15 protein-coding genes are annotated in these 15,022 nt (G+C 65.3%); 10 read left to right on the plus strand and 5 right to left on the minus strand.

Features of this window, described 5'->3' with window-relative positions; genetic code table 11:
• Positions 1–237 precede the first annotated feature (237 nt).
• Together WN73_RS36550 and WN73_RS36555 are read right to left on the minus strand one after the other, a co-directional pair.
• On the minus strand, positions 238–1,377 hold the full coding sequence (locus tag WN73_RS36550) for an acyl-CoA dehydrogenase family protein (protein WP_060909439.1): 1,140 nt from the start codon (positions 1,375–1,377) through the stop codon (positions 238–240).
• 123 nt (positions 1,378–1,500) lie between these two features.
• Positions 1,501–2,715: an acyl-CoA dehydrogenase family protein gene (locus WN73_RS36555; RefSeq protein ID WP_161532974.1), complete on the minus strand. Its 1,215-nt coding sequence runs from the start codon at positions 2,713–2,715 to the stop codon at positions 1,501–1,503.
• 137 nt (positions 2,716–2,852) lie between these two features.
• Here WN73_RS36555 and WN73_RS36560 point away from each other — a divergent pair, with 137 nt between their 5' ends.
• Both WN73_RS36560 and WN73_RS36565 read left to right on the plus strand, forming a co-directional pair.
• Positions 2,853–3,398 carry a carboxymuconolactone decarboxylase family protein gene (locus WN73_RS36560; RefSeq protein WP_271557085.1) on the plus strand — a complete coding sequence of 182 codons (546 nt, stop codon included), beginning with the start codon at positions 2,853–2,855 and terminating at the stop codon, positions 3,396–3,398.
• Positions 3,399–3,488: 90 nt separating this feature from the next.
• Positions 3,489–3,983 carry a VOC family protein gene (locus tag WN73_RS36565; protein WP_011083839.1) on the plus strand — a complete coding sequence of 165 codons (495 nt, stop codon included), beginning with the start codon at positions 3,489–3,491 and terminating at the stop codon, positions 3,981–3,983.
• 74 nt (positions 3,984–4,057) lie between these two features.
• Here WN73_RS36565 and WN73_RS36570 read toward each other — a convergent pair whose 3' ends face one another.
• Both WN73_RS36570 and WN73_RS36575 read right to left on the minus strand, forming a co-directional pair.
• On the minus strand, positions 4,058–5,302 hold the full coding sequence (locus tag WN73_RS36570) for an MFS transporter (protein WP_271557087.1): 1,245 nt from the start codon (positions 5,300–5,302) through the stop codon (positions 4,058–4,060).
• A gap of 220 nt (positions 5,303–5,522) precedes the next feature.
• Positions 5,523–6,770: an MFS transporter gene (locus WN73_RS36575; protein WP_271557089.1), complete on the minus strand. Its 1,248-nt coding sequence runs from the start codon at positions 6,768–6,770 to the stop codon at positions 5,523–5,525.
• A gap of 197 nt (positions 6,771–6,967) precedes the next feature.
• Between WN73_RS36575 and WN73_RS36580 the strand changes: the two genes are divergently transcribed.
• On the plus strand, positions 6,968–9,037 hold the full coding sequence (locus tag WN73_RS36580) for a prolyl oligopeptidase family serine peptidase (protein WP_271557091.1): 2,070 nt from the start codon (positions 6,968–6,970) through the stop codon (positions 9,035–9,037).
• A gap of 251 nt (positions 9,038–9,288) precedes the next feature.
• Here the strand turns inward: WN73_RS36580 and WN73_RS36585 are convergent, their stop codons facing one another.
• The gene (locus tag WN73_RS36585) at positions 9,289–9,960 is read right to left on the minus strand and encodes a DUF938 domain-containing protein (RefSeq protein WP_038965227.1); all 672 of its coding nucleotides are present in this window, start codon (positions 9,958–9,960) and stop codon (positions 9,289–9,291) included.
• A 261-nt stretch (positions 9,961–10,221) separates the two neighbouring features.
• Here WN73_RS36585 and soxX point away from each other — a divergent pair, with 261 nt between their 5' ends.
• Genes soxX through WN73_RS36620 form a run of 7 tightly spaced genes read left to right on the plus strand, consistent with a single transcriptional unit; the run spans position 10,222 to position 14,830 of the window.
• Positions 10,222–10,575 carry a sulfur oxidation c-type cytochrome SoxX gene (gene soxX / locus WN73_RS36590; protein ID WP_028172677.1) on the plus strand — a complete coding sequence of 118 codons (354 nt, stop codon included), beginning with the start codon at positions 10,222–10,224 and terminating at the stop codon, positions 10,573–10,575.
• A 25-nt stretch (positions 10,576–10,600) separates the two neighbouring features.
• Complete coding sequence (gene soxY, locus WN73_RS36595; protein ID WP_011083833.1) at positions 10,601–11,092, plus strand: thiosulfate oxidation carrier protein SoxY; 492 nt, start codon at positions 10,601–10,603, stop codon at positions 11,090–11,092.
• 10 nt (positions 11,093–11,102) lie between these two features.
• The gene (gene soxZ / locus WN73_RS36600; protein WP_011083832.1) at positions 11,103–11,414 is read left to right on the plus strand and encodes a thiosulfate oxidation carrier complex protein SoxZ; all 312 of its coding nucleotides are present in this window, start codon (positions 11,103–11,105) and stop codon (positions 11,412–11,414) included.
• Positions 11,414–12,277: a sulfur oxidation c-type cytochrome SoxA gene (gene soxA / locus WN73_RS36605; protein ID WP_271557094.1), complete on the plus strand. Its 864-nt coding sequence runs from the start codon at positions 11,414–11,416 to the stop codon at positions 12,275–12,277. The genes soxZ and soxA overlap by 1 nt, the downstream gene beginning before the upstream one ends.
• Positions 12,274–12,579 carry a hypothetical protein gene (locus WN73_RS36610; protein WP_271557096.1) on the plus strand — a complete coding sequence of 102 codons (306 nt, stop codon included), beginning with the start codon at positions 12,274–12,276 and terminating at the stop codon, positions 12,577–12,579. Before soxA ends, WN73_RS36610 begins: the two co-directional genes overlap by 4 nt.
• Positions 12,580–12,623: 44 nt before the next feature.
• Entirely contained in the window at positions 12,624–14,375 is a 1,752-nt protein-coding gene (soxB, locus tag WN73_RS36615; protein ID WP_028172675.1) for a thiosulfohydrolase SoxB, read from the plus strand.
• The gene (locus WN73_RS36620) at positions 14,372–14,830 is read left to right on the plus strand and encodes a DsrE family protein (RefSeq protein WP_161532967.1); all 459 of its coding nucleotides are present in this window, start codon (positions 14,372–14,374) and stop codon (positions 14,828–14,830) included. Before soxB ends, WN73_RS36620 begins: the two co-directional genes overlap by 4 nt.
• Positions 14,831–15,022: the final 192 nt, after the last annotated feature.

A 15,022-nucleotide genomic window follows, 5' to 3' on the forward strand; every position in this document is an offset into this window, starting at 1 on the left:
GAAGCAATCCAGAATCCCTCTGCGGTGACAGTCTGGATTGCTTCGCTGCGCTCGCAATGACGAGATGAGGCACGAGCTTTCCACACTCTCAACCGTCATCGCCCGCGAAGGCGGGCGATCCAGTATTCCAGAGCCAGTTGTTGTTGATCGAGACGCCGCGGCGTACTGGGTCGCCCGGTCAAGCCGGGCGACGACACTGATTGTGAGGCGGCGTCCTGCGCCTCACGTCCACCCGCCTCAATATCCCCGCGCCCTTGCCAACTGCTCGGTGTGGTAATTCGCATCCCCGAATAGCTCCTCGCACACCCGTGCGCGCTTCATGAAGAAGCCGATGTCGAACTGGTCGGTCATGCCCATGCCGCCATGCATCTGCACGCCTTCCTGGACCGCGCGCGTGGCGGTGGTGCCGGCGCGGGCTTTTGCGACCGCGACGGCTGACGTGGCTTTGGCGACGTCAGCATCCAGCGCCTGGAGCGCCTTCATCACCGCGGCGCGGGTGATCTCGATGTCGACATAGAGCTCGGCGGCGCGATGCTGCAGCGCCTGGAATTCGCCGATCAGCTTGCCGAACTGCTTGCGACTCTTCAGGTACTCGACGGTGCGATTGAACACCTCGTCGCTAAGGCCCACCATTTCGGCGGCCACCGCGCCGCGGCCGATGTCGAGCACGCCGTCGAGCAGACCGGCAGCCTGATCGACCTCGCCGAGCACGCTGTCGGCATTGACCTCGACATTGGCAAGCTCGATCCGCGCCGCGTTGTGCGCATCGACCATGATGGTGCGCTCGATCGCGACGCCCTTGGCTTTGGGGTTGACCAGGAACAGCGTCAGGCCGTCGCGCTCACCGGCGGAGCCCGCGGTGCGTGCGGCGACGATGAGGAGATCGGCGACGTGACCGTCGACGACCAGGGCCTTGGCACCGGAGAGCTTGAATCCGTTGCCGGCACGCACGGCCTGGAGGCTGGTCCGGAGCGGGCGATGCTTGGCGCCCTCGTCGATCGCGAGCGTCGCCAGCAGCGAGCCGTTGGAAATCTTCGGCAAATATTCCGACTTCTGCGCGGCATTGCCGCCGCGGTTCAACGCCGAGGCTGCGACCACGCTGGTGGCGAGGAAGGGCGACGGCATCAAGGTGCGGCCGATCTCCTCCATCACGACGCCGGCCTCGACGAAGCCGAGGCCGGAGCCGCCGAACTCTTCCGGCACCAGCAGGCCGGCAAAGCCCATCTCGGCAAAGGAATGCCAGAACTCCTTGGAGAAGCCGGTCGGATCCCTGGAGTCGCGCAAGTGACGCAGGTGCGACACCGGCGCCTTGTCGCTGATCAGCCCGCGCGCAGAGTCGCGGAGCATCGATTGTTCTTCGGTGAGGACGAGGGCCATGGCTTCAGTCTCTAGCGTCTTTGTAAATCTGTTGGTGTCATTCCGGGGCGCGTCGAAGACGCGAACCCGGAATCTCGAGGTTCCGGGTTCGGTCCTGCGGACCGCCCCGGAACGACGGCGGAGTTAGGCCCCCGGCAGATCGAGGATGCGCTTGGCGACGATGCCGAGCATCACTTCGGACGTGCCGCCCTCGATCGAGTTGGCCTTGGTGCGCAGCCAGGCGCGCGGACGGGCGCCCTGCTTGGAGCGTTCGCTCTCCCATTCCAGCGCATCGACGCCGCCGGCCGACATCAGGATCTCGTAGCGGCGCTTGTTGAGCTCGGTGCCGTAATATTTCATCGCGGACGAGAACGCCGGATGCGCCTGCCCCGCCTTGGCGAGATCGACCGCGCGTTCGGCGCAGGCGGCGAGCGCGGCTTCATCGACATCGAAGCTCGCGATCTTGCCGCGCAGCATCGCATCGTCGAGGCGACCTTGCGCATCGCTGCCGACGGAATCGGCTGCGATCTGGCCGAGCGGACGGCCGACGCCGCGCTCGCCCATGCCCGAGATCATCGCGCGCTCGTGCTGGAGCAGATATTTCGCGACGTCCCAGCCGCGGTTGACGGTGCCGACCACATGCGATTTCGGCACGCGGACGCCGTCGAAGAAGGTCTCGCAGAACGGCGAGTAGCCGGAGATCAGGAGGATCGGCTTGGTCGTCACGCCCTTCGAGGTCATGTCGAACAGGATGAAGCTGATGCCGTCGTGCTTCTTAGCGGCGGGATCGGTGCGGATGAGGCAGAAGATCCAGTCGGCATAGTTGGCGTAGGAGGTCCAGATCTTCGAGCCGGTGATGACGAAATCATCGCCGTCGCTCTCGGCGCGGGTCTGGAGCGAAGCGAGATCGGAGCCGGCGTTCGGCTCGGAATAGCCCTGGCACCAGCGGATCAGGCCCGCCGCGATCTTTGGCAGGTGCTCCTTCTTCTGCGCCTCGTTGCCGTATTTCAGCAGCGCCGGCCCGAGCATCCAGATGCCGAAGCTCGACAGCGGTGGACGCGCGCCCATCTTGGCCATCTCCGCGCGCAGCACCTTGTGCTCGGCAGCGCTCAATCCGCCGCCGCCATATTCCTTCGGCCAGTCGGGCACGGTCCAGCCCTTGTCGCGCATGCGCTCGAACCAGATGCGCTGCGGCTCGGACGAGAACTTTGCGTTGCGCCCGCCCCAGAACACGTCGGCGTCCGACGTTGCGGGCCTGCGCATTTCCGGCGGGCAGTTGGCTTCAAGCCAGGCGCGCGTCTCGTTGCGGAATGTTTCGAGATCGGCCGTTTCAGAATCGCTGGTTTTAGAGTCAGTCATTGGTCGTTTCCATCAATCAAAATCGACTTGTTGGGCGCGACTCTGGGCCATCGCACCGTGGAATTCAACCACTTCCGCAGGCGCATTCGGCTATAGTCGCGACCACGACGGTGCTTGAAAACAAAGAGGAAACGAGAATGCGCCTGACACTTCTTTCGCCTGGCGAAATGAACGAGAGCCAGCGGCAGACCTATGACGAGTCGATTGCCGGCAAGCGCGGCAAGCCGCCGGCACCGATGATGGCCTGGCTCAACAGCCCGGAGATGGCCCGTCACGCGACGCGGCTCGGCGAAGTCCTGCGCTTCGACACGATATTCCCTGCCAAGCTCTCGGAGATCGCGATCCTGGTGACGGCGCGGCACTGGACCGCGCATTACGAATGGTACGCGCACAAGCGCCTCGCGCTTGCAGGCGGCATGGATCCAAAAATCATCGACGCGATCCGCGACCGCCGCACGCCTGAGTTCGACGACCCCAAGGCCAGGATGATCTACGACGTCGCGAAGTCGCTGCATGAGGGCCGCGGCGTCGAGAAGGGCCTCTATGATGAGGCGGTGAAGTTGCTCGGCGAACGCGGCGTGGTCGAGGTGATCGGGCTGTGCGGCTACTACACAATGGTGTCGATGACGCTGAACGCGTTCGAGTTCGGGCTGCCGGAGGGCGAGGTGCCGGAGCTGTCTTAGTTTCCCGTCCGGAAACGCTGGGTTTCGGGATAGGCCAGTGGCACTGTCCCGGGGCGCGGCCTATGTGGGGTTGATCAACGGAGCATTGCCATGTCGCAGAACCCAGCCGTCCATGCCGGCACCCGGATCGGCCACGTTCACCTCAAGGTCGCCGATCTCGATCGCGCGCTCGGCTTCTATTGCGGCGTGCTCGGCTTCGAATTGATGCAGCGCATGGGCTCGGGCGCGGCCTTCATCTCGGCCGGCGGCTATCATCACCACATCGGGCTCAACACCTGGGAGAGCAAGGGCGGCTCGCCGCCGCCGCCGGGCACGACCGGGCTCTTTCACACCGCGATCCTCTACCCGACGCGCCCCGCGCTGGCGGATGCGCTGCACCGGGTGCTTTCGGCCGGCATTGCGCTCGACGGCGCGAGCGACCACGGCGTCAGCGAGGCGCTTTACCTGCGCGATCCCGACCAGAACGGCGTCGAGCTGTACTGGGATCGGCCGAGGGAGCAATGGCCGTTCGGGCCGGATGGCAAGCTTGCGATGATTACGAAGCGGCTGGATGTCGAGGCGTTGTTGCGGCAGCGGGAGGCGTGATGTCGTAGGGTGGGCAAAGCGAAGCGTGCCCACCAATTCTCGCGGCACTCGTTGAGAAGATGGTGGGCACGGCGCTATGCGCCTTTGCCCACCCTACGAGGCTTCCCCCGCACCATGATCAGCGCCGCCGCCGCCACCTCCAGCGCGATACACAGATAGAACGGCAGCGCATAGCCGCCGGAGAAATCGCGCAGGAAGCCGACCACGCCGGGGCCGAACGCGTAGGTCACCTGGTTGATCGCGGTGTTCAGGCTGATCAGCACGCCGAACGCGGCGGAATCGAACTCCTGTTGCACGATCAGCGAGGGCAGCGTGATGAGGTTGCCGACCGAGAAGCCGAACACGGCACAGGCCGCGATCAGCACGTAGTCGTTGTGCAGGTTGATGACGACGAGGAGCGCCGCGGCCTGGCTGAGGAACGACAGCGCCGAGGCGAGGCGCTGGTTGAGCCGGTCGATCACCATCGAGAACAGCACGCGGCCGACCACCGCCATGGCCGTCAGCACGGCGACGGCTACCGCAGCGCGCTCGCGGCCGATCACGGGGTCGAGGAACGAGATCAGGTGCACGATGAAGCCGACTTGCGCGAAAAGCACCAGCGCGAAGGCAATCGTCACCGTGAGGAAGCCGACGTCGCGCAGCGCGTGCGCGCGGATTTGCGCCGACGATTGCGGCTTTGCCTTCGCTGCCGCATGCCAGCCATGGTGCTCGGGCGGCCGGCCGACGGCGAGCAGGATCACCGGCACGAGCAGCACCAGCATGGCGCCTGATGTGGCGTACATCGCCGTCGCGAATCCAACATGGCTGATCATGGTCACCAGCAGCGGCACGCCGACGATGCCGCCGAAGCTGGCGCCGTTCAGCGCGAGGCTGATCGCCATGCCGCGCTTGTGGTCGAACCATAGGCTGATCGTGTTGGTGATCATGGCGAGACTGGTGCCGGCCCAGCCGAAGGCGAGCACGGCGTCGGCGAGATAAAGCTGCCAGGGCTCGCGCACCGCGCCGATCGCGACCGCCGCGGCGGCCATCGCCAGCGTGCCCGCGATCAGGCAGAGACGCGGGCCGTATTTTCGGACAGCCTCGCCGACGAAGACGACGAGCAGCGCGCCGAACAGATAGAAGAACGTCGTCCCTGCGGAGATCAGCGAGGCGGGCCAGCCCCGCGCGCGCTGGAGCTCGGCGACATAGACGCTCTGGCCATAGAAGCCGAGCCCCCAGCCGAAGGTCGCGAGCAGGAAGCAGACCGCGACGATGCGCCAGCCTTCATAGCGGAGGGAGGATTCGTCGATCGGAGCTGCGTGGCGGGGATTGTCGAGCATTTCTTTGCTCCTCGCCGTCATTCCGGGGCGATGCAAAGCATCGAACCCGGAATCTCGAGATTCCGGGTTCACCCTTCGGGTGCCCCGGAATGACGGCAGAAAATGAAGGACGTTGCTGGCCTGACGAGCCTGTTCATGACGAGCATCATGTAACAACGCGGCTCCCAAAAATCACTTCGACCTGGATCGAAGTATCAACGTTGCTGACAGCCTCCCGCCATCAGACCGCGTCCGGGAACTCGCCCATGGCGGCGTCCAGCCGCGCCTTGCGGCGGCGCGCCCAGGAGACGAGCGAGAGCACGGCAAGCCCCAGCACGACCGGCGGGAACACCACCATGTTCACCGCGGACCAGCCGTAATTGGCGAGCAATTGCCCTGACGAGAACGAGCCGATCGCCATCATGCCGAACACCAGGAAATCGTTGAAGGCCTGCACCTTGTTGCGCTCCTGCGGCCGGTGCGTCTCCAAGACCAGGGCGGAGGCGCCGATGAAGGAGAAATTCCACCCCACGCCGAGCACGATCAGCGTGGCCCAGAAATGCATCGCCGTGAGGCCGGAGAGACCGATGGTGGCCGCGCCGGCCTCGAGCAGCAGGCCGGCGGCGACGATCTTCGGTGCGCCGAAGCGCGCGATCAGCGCGCCGGTGAAGAAGCTCGGCCCGTACATGGCGACGATGTGCCATTGAATGCCGAAATTGGAATCGGAAACGCTGAGGCCGCACAGCTTCATGGCGAGCGGCGCCGAGGTCATCACCAGATTCATCATGGGATAGGAGATGACGCCGCATAGCGCCGCCGCGATGAAGCGCGGCTGGGTCACGATCGTGAGCAGCGGCCGGCCGCCATGCAGATCGGCCGGCGCCGGCTTCGGCATGTCGACGCCGGCGACGATGCCCATGGCGACCAGCGCCACCGCAGCCTGCACCAGGAAGCTGAAGGCGAACAGATAGGGCTGCCAGACATCCATGGTCCACTGCACGAGCTGCGGACCGAGCACGCCGGCGAACACGCCGCCCGCCATCACCCAGGATACCGCCTTGGGCCGGTAGACCGCGCTGGCGCCATCGGCGGCGGCGAAGCGATAGGACTGCGCCACCGAGCCATAGAGGCCACCGAGAAAGGTCGCGATGCAGAACAGCGCGAACGAGCCGTGCAGGATGGCGAACGAGCCGAGCAGGCCGGTGAGCGCGCCCAGACCGGTACCGATGACGAAGGCGGCGCGGCGGCCGAAGCGGCGCGAGATCGCGCCGGTCGGCAGCGTGCCGGCGGCAAGGCCCACCACATACATCGAGATCGGCACGGTCGCGAACGACATGTCGGGCGCGAGCGTGGCGCCGACGATCGCGCCGGTGGCGAAGATCACAGCCGAGTTGGCGCCGGTCAGCGCCTGCGCGGCAGCAAGGCGCACCACATTGGCACGCACGCGGGCGTCGGCGGCGATCTGATTGGCTGAAGTCACGTCAAGCATCGGCATTTCCGCCCCAACGGGCTCACAAGGGCTTTGTTGATTCCCGGCACTATGGAGCGGCGCGGGAGGGCGGGCAACCGGCGCAAACGGGCGCAGGCCATGCCTCTGACGCAATCGGGCAGATGATAGCGGGCTGCGCTCTTGACGGCTTGCGCTCGATCAAATCCTATCCGCCGCGACTTTTGGGAGTTTCGTTCATGACGGTCGACGACAGGCCTACGCTCAGCGCTCCCGACGACGATCCCTGGCTCTGGCTGGAGGAGATCGAAGGCAAGCACGCGCTCGATTTCGTGGAGCGGCAGAACAGCCTGACGCTCGACGCATTCGGCGGAGCGGCCTTCGCGCGCGACCGCGATATCCTCGCGGCGATCTACGATCGTCCCGACAACATCCCCTATGTCAGCCGGCGCGGCAGCGATCTGCACAACCTCTGGAAGGACGCCACCAACCCGCGCGGCCTGTGGCGGCGAACCAATCTGGCGGAGTTTCGCAAAGCAAGCCCGGCGTGGGAGATCGTGCTGGACATCGACCAGCTCGCGGCAAAGGAGGGCGAGGATTGGCTGCTGAGCTCGATCGTCACGATGCCGGCAAGCTCGCGGGCGATTCTGAGCCTGTCGCGCGGCGGCAGCGACGCCGTCACCTTGCGGGAATTCGACCTCGACACGAAGAGCTTCGTGGCGGACGGCTTTACGCTGCCGGAAGCCAAGGGCGGCGTTGACTGGCTCGATCAGGACACGCTGCTGCTGTCGAGCGCGCATGGCGAGGGCATGGCGACGAGCTCCGGATATGCGCGGACCGTTCGCCTGTGGCGGCGTGGCCAGCCTGCCGATCAGGCGCAGGTGATCATCGAGACCACCGCCGATCACATGGCGGTCTCCGGCATGGCCGACGACACCGGATCGGTGCCGCGGGTCTGGATCGTCGATCAGATCGACTTCTTCAATCACGCGATCTGGCTGCGCGATGCGACCGGTGCGACGACGAAGCTCGACCTGCCGACCGGCGTCTGGATGCAGGCGCATGGCGACTGGTTCGCGATGAAGCTGCGCAAGGACTGGTCGGCCGGAGGCCGAACCTTTGCCACCGACACCGTGCTCGGCATCTCGCTCTCGGCGTTCCTCGCCGGCAGCCGCGATTTCGCGGTCCTGTTCGAGCCCGGCCCGCGGCGCGCATTGCAGGGCCTGTTCTGGGCGGGCAGCAAGCTGGTGCTGTCGATCCTCGACGAGCTCAAGCCGCAATTCGAGATCTGCACGCCGTCCGCCGCGGGCTGGAGCCGCGCCACGCTTCCCGGCCTCCCGCAGATCGGTGTCGTCGATATCTGGCCGCTCGACCGTCATCCCTCCGAGAGCAATGGCGACCTGCTCGCCAACGTGCAGGATCCGCTCACGCCGCCCTCGCTGCTGCTGTTGGAGCGCGGCGTCGCAAGCCCGACCGTGCTGAAGCAGGCGCCGAAGACGTTCACCGCCGACGGCCTCGTGGTGACGCAACACGAGGCGATCTCGATCGACGGCGAGCGCATTCCCTATGTGCAGACCGGTCCTGCCAAGGAGACCGGCGATGCGCCGGTCTATATGAGCGCCTATGGCGGCTTCGCCGTCGCGGTGAAGCCGTATTACAATCCATCGCTCGGCAAGCTGTGGCTGGAGCGCGGCGGCACCACGGTGCAGGCGAATCTGCGCGGCGGCGGCGAATTCGGCACGCGCTGGCACGATGCCGGCCGGCTCGCCGGCAAGAAGCTGTCGCATGACGATTTCGCCGCCGTTGCCGCCGATTTCGTCCGCCGCGGCGTGACAAGCGCGAAGCGCATCGCAGCGCAGGGCGGATCGAACGGCGGCATCCTCATCACCAACATGCTGGTGCGCTACCCCGAACGCTTCGGCGCGCTGTTCTGCACCATCCCGCTGATCGACATGCGCCGCTACACCAAGCTGCTCGCAGGCGCGAGTTGGATCGCGGAATATGGCGACCCCGACAAGCCCGACGAATGGGAGTGGCTGAAGACCTACTCCGCCTATCACAACGCAAAGCCCGGCCAGGCCTATCCGCCGATCCTGATCGCCACCACGCGGCGCGACGACCGCGTCCATCCCGGCCACGCCCGCAAGATGGCGGCAAAGCTCCAGGCGATGGGCTATGAGGCCTGGTTCTACGAGCCGGCAGCCGGCGGTCACGGCTACGGCAAGGACAACAAGGAGCGCGCCGGTTTTGAGGTGCTGGGCTTTCGATTCCTCAGGGACAAGATCGGATGGAAGGATGGGGAGGCGTGATTGCGCTGCCTCTTCGAACTCTCACCATCACGATGTGAGGCGGGCACCACTCTCTCATTCCCTCCCCCCTTGCGGGGGAGGGGCAGGGAGAGGGGTATCACACGGGGACTCTCTCGACTTGCACGCGCGGCACGGTCGCAGATGGATAGACCGTTTCCTGGGCCACCCCTCTCCCCCGCCCTCCCCCACAAGGGGGGAGGGAGCGCACCGCCGCTGTGGCGTGCACCCGAACCCAAGTCAGAAGCGCCAACCTAGCGCGCAAACACCAGCGTCAGATTGTTCGCCGGCATCTCGATCGTATCGACGAGACCAAGGCCGGCGCCTCGCGCGAGCGTCTCGACATCGCCGATGTCGCGCACGCCCCAGTCGGGATTGCCTTCGCGCAATGAGGTGTCGAACACGGCGTTGCTGAGCGCGGTATGCTTGCCGTCGCGCTTGAACGGGCCGTAGAGGAACAGCTTGCCGTCGGCCCTCAAATAGCGACCGGCGCCGGCGAACAGGCCTTCGGCCACGGTCCATGGCGCGATATGGATGACGTTGGCGCAGAACACGGCGGCGAGGTTCGTCGGCCCCTGCCCGCTTCGCATTTCCGGACACCAGCCGGGATCGGAGAGATCGATCCGCAACGGCGAGCGGATGTTTGGCAGGCCCGAATGGACGCGCCAGGCCTCGATGCTCTTCACGTGCCGCTGGTTGAGGTCGCTCGGCCACCAGACCAGGTCGGGCGTATGGCGGGCGAAATGGACCACGTGCTGGCCGGTTCCGCTGCCGACCTCGACAACGTTTCCGGAACAGCCGGCAAGGTGCTTTTCCAGAGCCGCCCGGAGCGGCTCGTGATTGCGATGGAATGCCGGTGCATCGAGCCGCCCATCGGGCTCGACCCGTCCGCCGTCCCTGCCAAATTCGACGACATATTCAGCCAAGTGACGTCCCCTTGAAAAAACGAGAACACGATGAAAACAGCAGGAGCGCCCAAACGCCCTCGAAACAGCCGGCCCGCGCTCACGGACCTTACTCTCGCGGCCAAATCGGCCGAACAAATAATCTCTTTAGTTGCAATGCGGAAGATATTAACTCCATTTTGCCGCGTGCATAGTCCTGATTGTCAGGTGATGCCCTTTGTGCTTTGGAACGCTGCTATTTCCGCGATCGAGTGCATCGCCATAACGCCTCGGAATGACGCCTTGACCGCCTTTTCCCGGATGCCTGCCCTGCTCCTTTTGCTGGCCTTCGCCGCCGGCCTCGCCAGCCCGGCGCGGGCGCAATCCGCCGTGGCCGAGGGCCAGAAGCTCGCCTTCGACCGTGGCAAAGGCAATTGCCTGACCTGTCACGTCATCAAGGGCGGCGACCTGCCGGGAACGATCGGCCCGGAGCTGAAGGACCTCAAGGCGAAATACCCTGATCGCAACGAGCTGGCCGCGATCATCTTCGACGAGACCAAACGCAATCCGCAGACCATGATGCCGCCGTTCGGCCGGAACCGGATTTTGACCGACCAGGAGATCAGCGCAATCGTTGATTTCCTGCAAACCCTGTGACTTCAGGCACGCCAGGAGAGCTCAGATGACCACGACCACCGGCCCCCTTGCGACGCGGCGCCTGATCCTTCAGGGCGCAGCCTCCGTCGCGCTGCTCGGCCTCGGCAATCTGCCGTTCGGCGTGGCGCCCGCGTACGCCGCGGCCAACGACAAATATCCGGAAGAAGCGTTCAAGCTGAAGAACGAAGCGGACGCGATCAAGGCGCTCTACGGCAAGACCGCCGAGCCCTCCGACAAGGTCAAGCTGGATGCGCCGGAGATCGCCGAGAATGGCGGCGTGGTTCCGATCTCGGTGACGACGACGCTGGAGAAGGTGACCTCGATCTCGTTCTTCGTGGCCGAGAACCCGAACGCGCTCGCCGCGTCCTACAAGATTCCCGACGGCACGATCCCTGCTGTCGCCAACCGGCTGAAGATGGCGAAGACCACCAACGTGACCGCGATCGTGGAAGCCGACGGCAAGCTCTACAGCGCGACCAAGGAAGTCAAAGTCACCGTCGGCGGCTGCGGCGGCTAAGGAGATCGACATGGCATCCAGCATTCGCGTGCGCGCGACCGCAAACGGCGACATCACCGAGGTGCAGGCGCTGATCCAGCACCCCATGGACACCGGCCTGGTCAAGGACGCCAAGGGCGAGGTGATCCCCGCGCATTTCATCCAGCAGCTGAAGTTCGAATGTAACGGCAAGGACGTCTTCGTCGCCGATTGGGGCACCGCCATCTCCAAGGACCCCTATGTGAAGTTCAGCTTCAAGGGCGCCAAGAAGGGCGACGACATCAAGATCTCCTGGACCGACAACAAGGGCGGGTCGGATACGACCACCGCGAAGATCGCGTGATGAAGGCCCGCTCCGCCCTCCTGCTTGGTTCGCTCAGCGCCGCGCTCGTCGCGGTCGCCCTCACCTCGCCGCGCGTGATCGCGGCCGACAAGGTCGATCCAGTTGCCGACGCAAAAGCGTTCCAGAACTTCTTCTTCCAGAAGTTTCCGACCGTGAAGCACGAGGATTTCGTCAACGGCCCTTATTCCATGAACGAGGACATGAAGCGGCAGTGGCAGGAGAAGGAGGAATTCCCGCCCTACGAGTTCGCGCTCGACGCCGGCAAGGAGATGTTCGCCACCCCGTTCAAGAACGGCAAGACCTATGCCGACTGCTTCCCGAATGGCGGCATCGGCATCCGCCAGAACTATCCCTACTTCGATGAGAAGGAGGGCAAGGTCGTCACGCTGGAGCTCGCGCTCAACCGCTGCCGCGAGGCCAATGGCGAGGCGCCCTATTCCTACGTCAAGGACGAGATGGCCTCGCTGACCGCCTACATGGCCTTCACCTCGCGCGGCAAGCCGATGGACATCAAGATCCCGGACGATCCCCGCGCGCTCGCCGCGTTCGAGAACGGCAAGCGCTATTTCTACACGCGGCGCGGCCAGATGAATTTCTCCTGCGCCAGCTGCCATGTGCAGAGCCCGGGCGAGCGCATCCGCGCCGAGATCCTGGCGCCTGCGCTCGGCATTTTGAACGCGATGCCGATCTACCGCTCCGAATGGAGCGGCATGGGCACGACCAGCCGCCGCTTCGTCACCTGCAACAGCCAGACCCGGGCGGTTCCGCTGGAGCCGCAGGCGGATGAATATCGCGACGTCGAATATTTCCTGTCCTACGTCGCCAACGGACTGCCGATATCAGGACCGGGAGCGCGGCCATGAAGCGGTCACTTCCTCTCGCCATGCTGCTCGCCCTTAGCCTCGCGCCAACGGCGCGCGCGGCGAATGAGGCGGATTACAAGGCGGCCTATGCCGCCGCCGAAGCCGCCTCCAAGGAGGCAGCCGGCATGCGCAATCAGTGGACCGTGACCGTCTCGACGCTGGCGGCGGCGAAGAAGGCAGCCGATGGCGGCGATTTCGACCGCGCCCTGGCCGCAGCCAAGGAGTCCGAGGCGCTGGCGAAGGCGTCGATCTTCCAGGCCACGTCCGAAAAAGAGGCCTGGAAGGCGATGGAAATCCGCTAGACTGGACCTCAGTTGAACTGCCGATGAGGCGCGGAGGATTCTGGATGGCGATCCGCCGCCGTGATTTCCTGAAGAGTGCAGGCGTTGCCGCAGCATCGCTCGGCCTGCCGCGGCTTGCGCGCGGCACTGAAGCGGCGAGCATTTACGACCTCGAACGTTTCGGCCATGCCCGGATCCTGCACATCACCGACACGCATGCGCAGCTCAACCCGGTCTACTTCCGCGAGCCCAGCGTCAATATCGGAATCGGGGAGATGGCGGGACGGCCGCCGCATCTGGTCGGCCGCGCCTTTCTCGAGCGGTTCGGAATCCGGCCCGACAGCGCCGATGCCTATGCCTTCACCTGCTTCGAGTTCGAGAAGTCTGCGGCGCGCTTCGGCAAGCTCGGTGGCTTTGCCCATCTGAAGACGCTGGTCGATCGCTTGCGCGGCGATGTCGGCGAAAGAGATTCGCTGCTCGTCGACGGCGGCGATCTCTGGCAGGGCACGGGGCTTGCCAACGTCATGCAGGGCCGCGACATGGTCGAGGTCGCCAATCTGCTCGGCATCGAGGCGATGACCGGGCATTGGGAATTCACCTATGGCGAGCAGGCGCTGCGCGACAATCTCGAGCGCTTCAAGGGCGAGTTCCTGGCGCAGAACGTGTTCCTGACCGAGGAAGCCGCGTTCAACGACGCCCGCGCCTTCGACAAGGCGACGGGGCGCGTCTTCAAGCCCTCCGTGATCAAGGAGCTCGGCGGTCATCGCATCGCGATCGTCGGCCAGGCCTTCCCTTACGTGCCGATCGCGCATCCAAAGCGGTTCACGCCGGACTGGACCTTCGGCATCCGCGAGGAAGAGCTCCAGAAGCATGTCGATGCCTTGCGCACCGCCGAGAAGGTCGATGCCGTCATCCTGCTGTCGCACAACGGCATGGACGTCGACCTCAAGCTCGCGAGCCGCGTCACCGGCATCGACGTCATCCTCGGCGGCCACACCCACGACGCCGTGCCGCAGCCGATTCCCGTGACGAACGCCGGCGGCACGACACTCGTCACCAATGCCGGCTCCAACGGGAAATTTCTGGGCGTGCTCGATCTCGCGCTCGACAAGGGCAAGGTCAGTGGCGTCAAATATCACCTGCTGCCGGTCTATTCCGAGCTGCTGAAGCCTGATCCGGCGATGGCCGAGCTGATCGGCCGGGTTCGCGCGCCGCACGTGGCCGACTGGTCGGAGAAGATCGCAACGCTCGACCGCCTGCTCTATCGCCGCGGCAATTTCTCCGGCCCGGTCGACGAGCTGATCTGCACCGCGTTGCGCAGCGAGCTCGACGCCGAGATCGCGCTGTCGCCGGGCTTCCGCTGGGGCGTCACCGCGCTGTCCGGCCAGGCGCTGACCATGGAGGACGTGCTCGCGGAAACCGCGATCAGCTATCCCGAGACCTATGTGCAGGAAATGACCGGCGCCCAGATCAAGGACGTGCTGGAGGACATCTGCGACAATCTCTTCAACGCCGATCCCTATTACCAGCAGGGCGGCGACATGGTGCGCGCCGGCGGCCTCAGCTACACCTGCACGCCGGCGGGTGCGATCGGCGGCCGCATCTCTGAGCTGAAGCTCAACAACGGCAAGGCGATCAGCGCCAACCACCGCTACAAGGTCGCGGGCTGGGCCTCGGTCAACGGCCAGCAGGGCGCACCGGTGTGGGACGTGGTGGCCAAATATCTGCGCTCGGGCCGGATGCTTTCGGAGCGGCTCGGCTCCGGCGTCACGCTGAAGGGCGTCGAGAACAATCCGGGCATTGCGGGACAGGGATGACGCGCTCGCAAATGTTTCGCGCGATGATGCTGGCGCTGCTCGCCTTGGCCGCGATGCCGCCGGCTTTTGCGCAGCAGGTGCCGCTTCAGGACAAGCCGTTCGCCGAGCACAAGATCGTGCTGCAGCTCTCCGACGGCGACGCCAGGAAGCAGGCGCTGGTGCTCAGCGTCGCCAACAATCTCCTGAAGGCCTACGCCCCCGACAAGGTCGCGATCGAGGTGGTGGCATTCGGACCCGGCATCGACCTGCTGCTGTCGAACAGCGAGCGCCGCAAGCAGGTCGAGAGCCTGATCGCGCAAGGCGTGCGCTTCGACATCTGCCTCAACACCGTCGACACGGTCGAGCGGGAGACAGGCAAGCGGCCGGAGTTCATCCCCGCCGCGACGCCGGTGCAGGTCGGGGTCGGGCAGATCCTGTTCCTGGCGGAGAATGGGTACACGGTGGTGCGGCCGTAGGGGGCGCCGACGCCTCACCCGGCGCTGTCATTCCCCGCGCAGGCGGGGAATCCAGTACGCCGCGGCTTCTCCGTACCTCTCGCTGTCTCTGGAATACTGGATCGCCCGCCCCAGTGCGCAATTGCGCACAAGGCGGGCGATGACAGTGAGTATGTGACGAGGAGCGCGCGGGCCCATTACCTCACAATAAAG

Origin of the sequence: Bradyrhizobium sp. CCBAU 45394 (assembly GCF_028128655.1) — a bacterium.
Lineage (GTDB): Bacteria > Pseudomonadota > Alphaproteobacteria > Rhizobiales > Xanthobacteraceae > Bradyrhizobium > Bradyrhizobium diazoefficiens.

Bases quoted from the DNA above. Each gene is read 5' to 3' on its own strand.
- WN73_RS36550 (WP_060909439.1), bottom strand. From the start codon at position 1,377: ATGGCCCTCGTCCTCACCGAAGAACAATCGATGCTCCGCGACTCTGCG.
- WN73_RS36555 (WP_161532974.1), bottom strand. From the start codon at position 2,715: ATGACTGACTCTAAAACCAGCGATTCTGAAACGGCCGATCTCGAAACA.
- WN73_RS36560 (WP_271557085.1), top strand. From the start codon at position 2,853: ATGCGCCTGACACTTCTTTCGCCTGGCGAAATGAACGAGAGCCAGCGG.
- WN73_RS36565 (WP_011083839.1), top strand. From the start codon at position 3,489: ATGTCGCAGAACCCAGCCGTCCATGCCGGCACCCGGATCGGCCACGTT.
- WN73_RS36570 (WP_271557087.1), bottom strand. From the start codon at position 5,302: ATGCTCGACAATCCCCGCCACGCAGCTCCGATCGACGAATCCTCCCTC.
- WN73_RS36575 (WP_271557089.1), bottom strand. From the start codon at position 6,770: ATGCTTGACGTGACTTCAGCCAATCAGATCGCCGCCGACGCCCGCGTG.
- WN73_RS36580 (WP_271557091.1), top strand. From the start codon at position 6,968: ATGACGGTCGACGACAGGCCTACGCTCAGCGCTCCCGACGACGATCCC.
- soxY (WP_011083833.1), top strand. From the start codon at position 10,601: ATGACCACGACCACCGGCCCCCTTGCGACGCGGCGCCTGATCCTTCAG.
- soxZ (WP_011083832.1), top strand. From the start codon at position 11,103: ATGGCATCCAGCATTCGCGTGCGCGCGACCGCAAACGGCGACATCACC.
- soxA (WP_271557094.1), top strand. From the start codon at position 11,414: ATGAAGGCCCGCTCCGCCCTCCTGCTTGGTTCGCTCAGCGCCGCGCTC.
- WN73_RS36610 (WP_271557096.1), top strand. From the start codon at position 12,274: ATGAAGCGGTCACTTCCTCTCGCCATGCTGCTCGCCCTTAGCCTCGCG.
- soxB (WP_028172675.1), top strand. From the start codon at position 12,624: ATGGCGATCCGCCGCCGTGATTTCCTGAAGAGTGCAGGCGTTGCCGCA.
- WN73_RS36620 (WP_161532967.1), top strand. From the start codon at position 14,372: ATGACGCGCTCGCAAATGTTTCGCGCGATGATGCTGGCGCTGCTCGCC.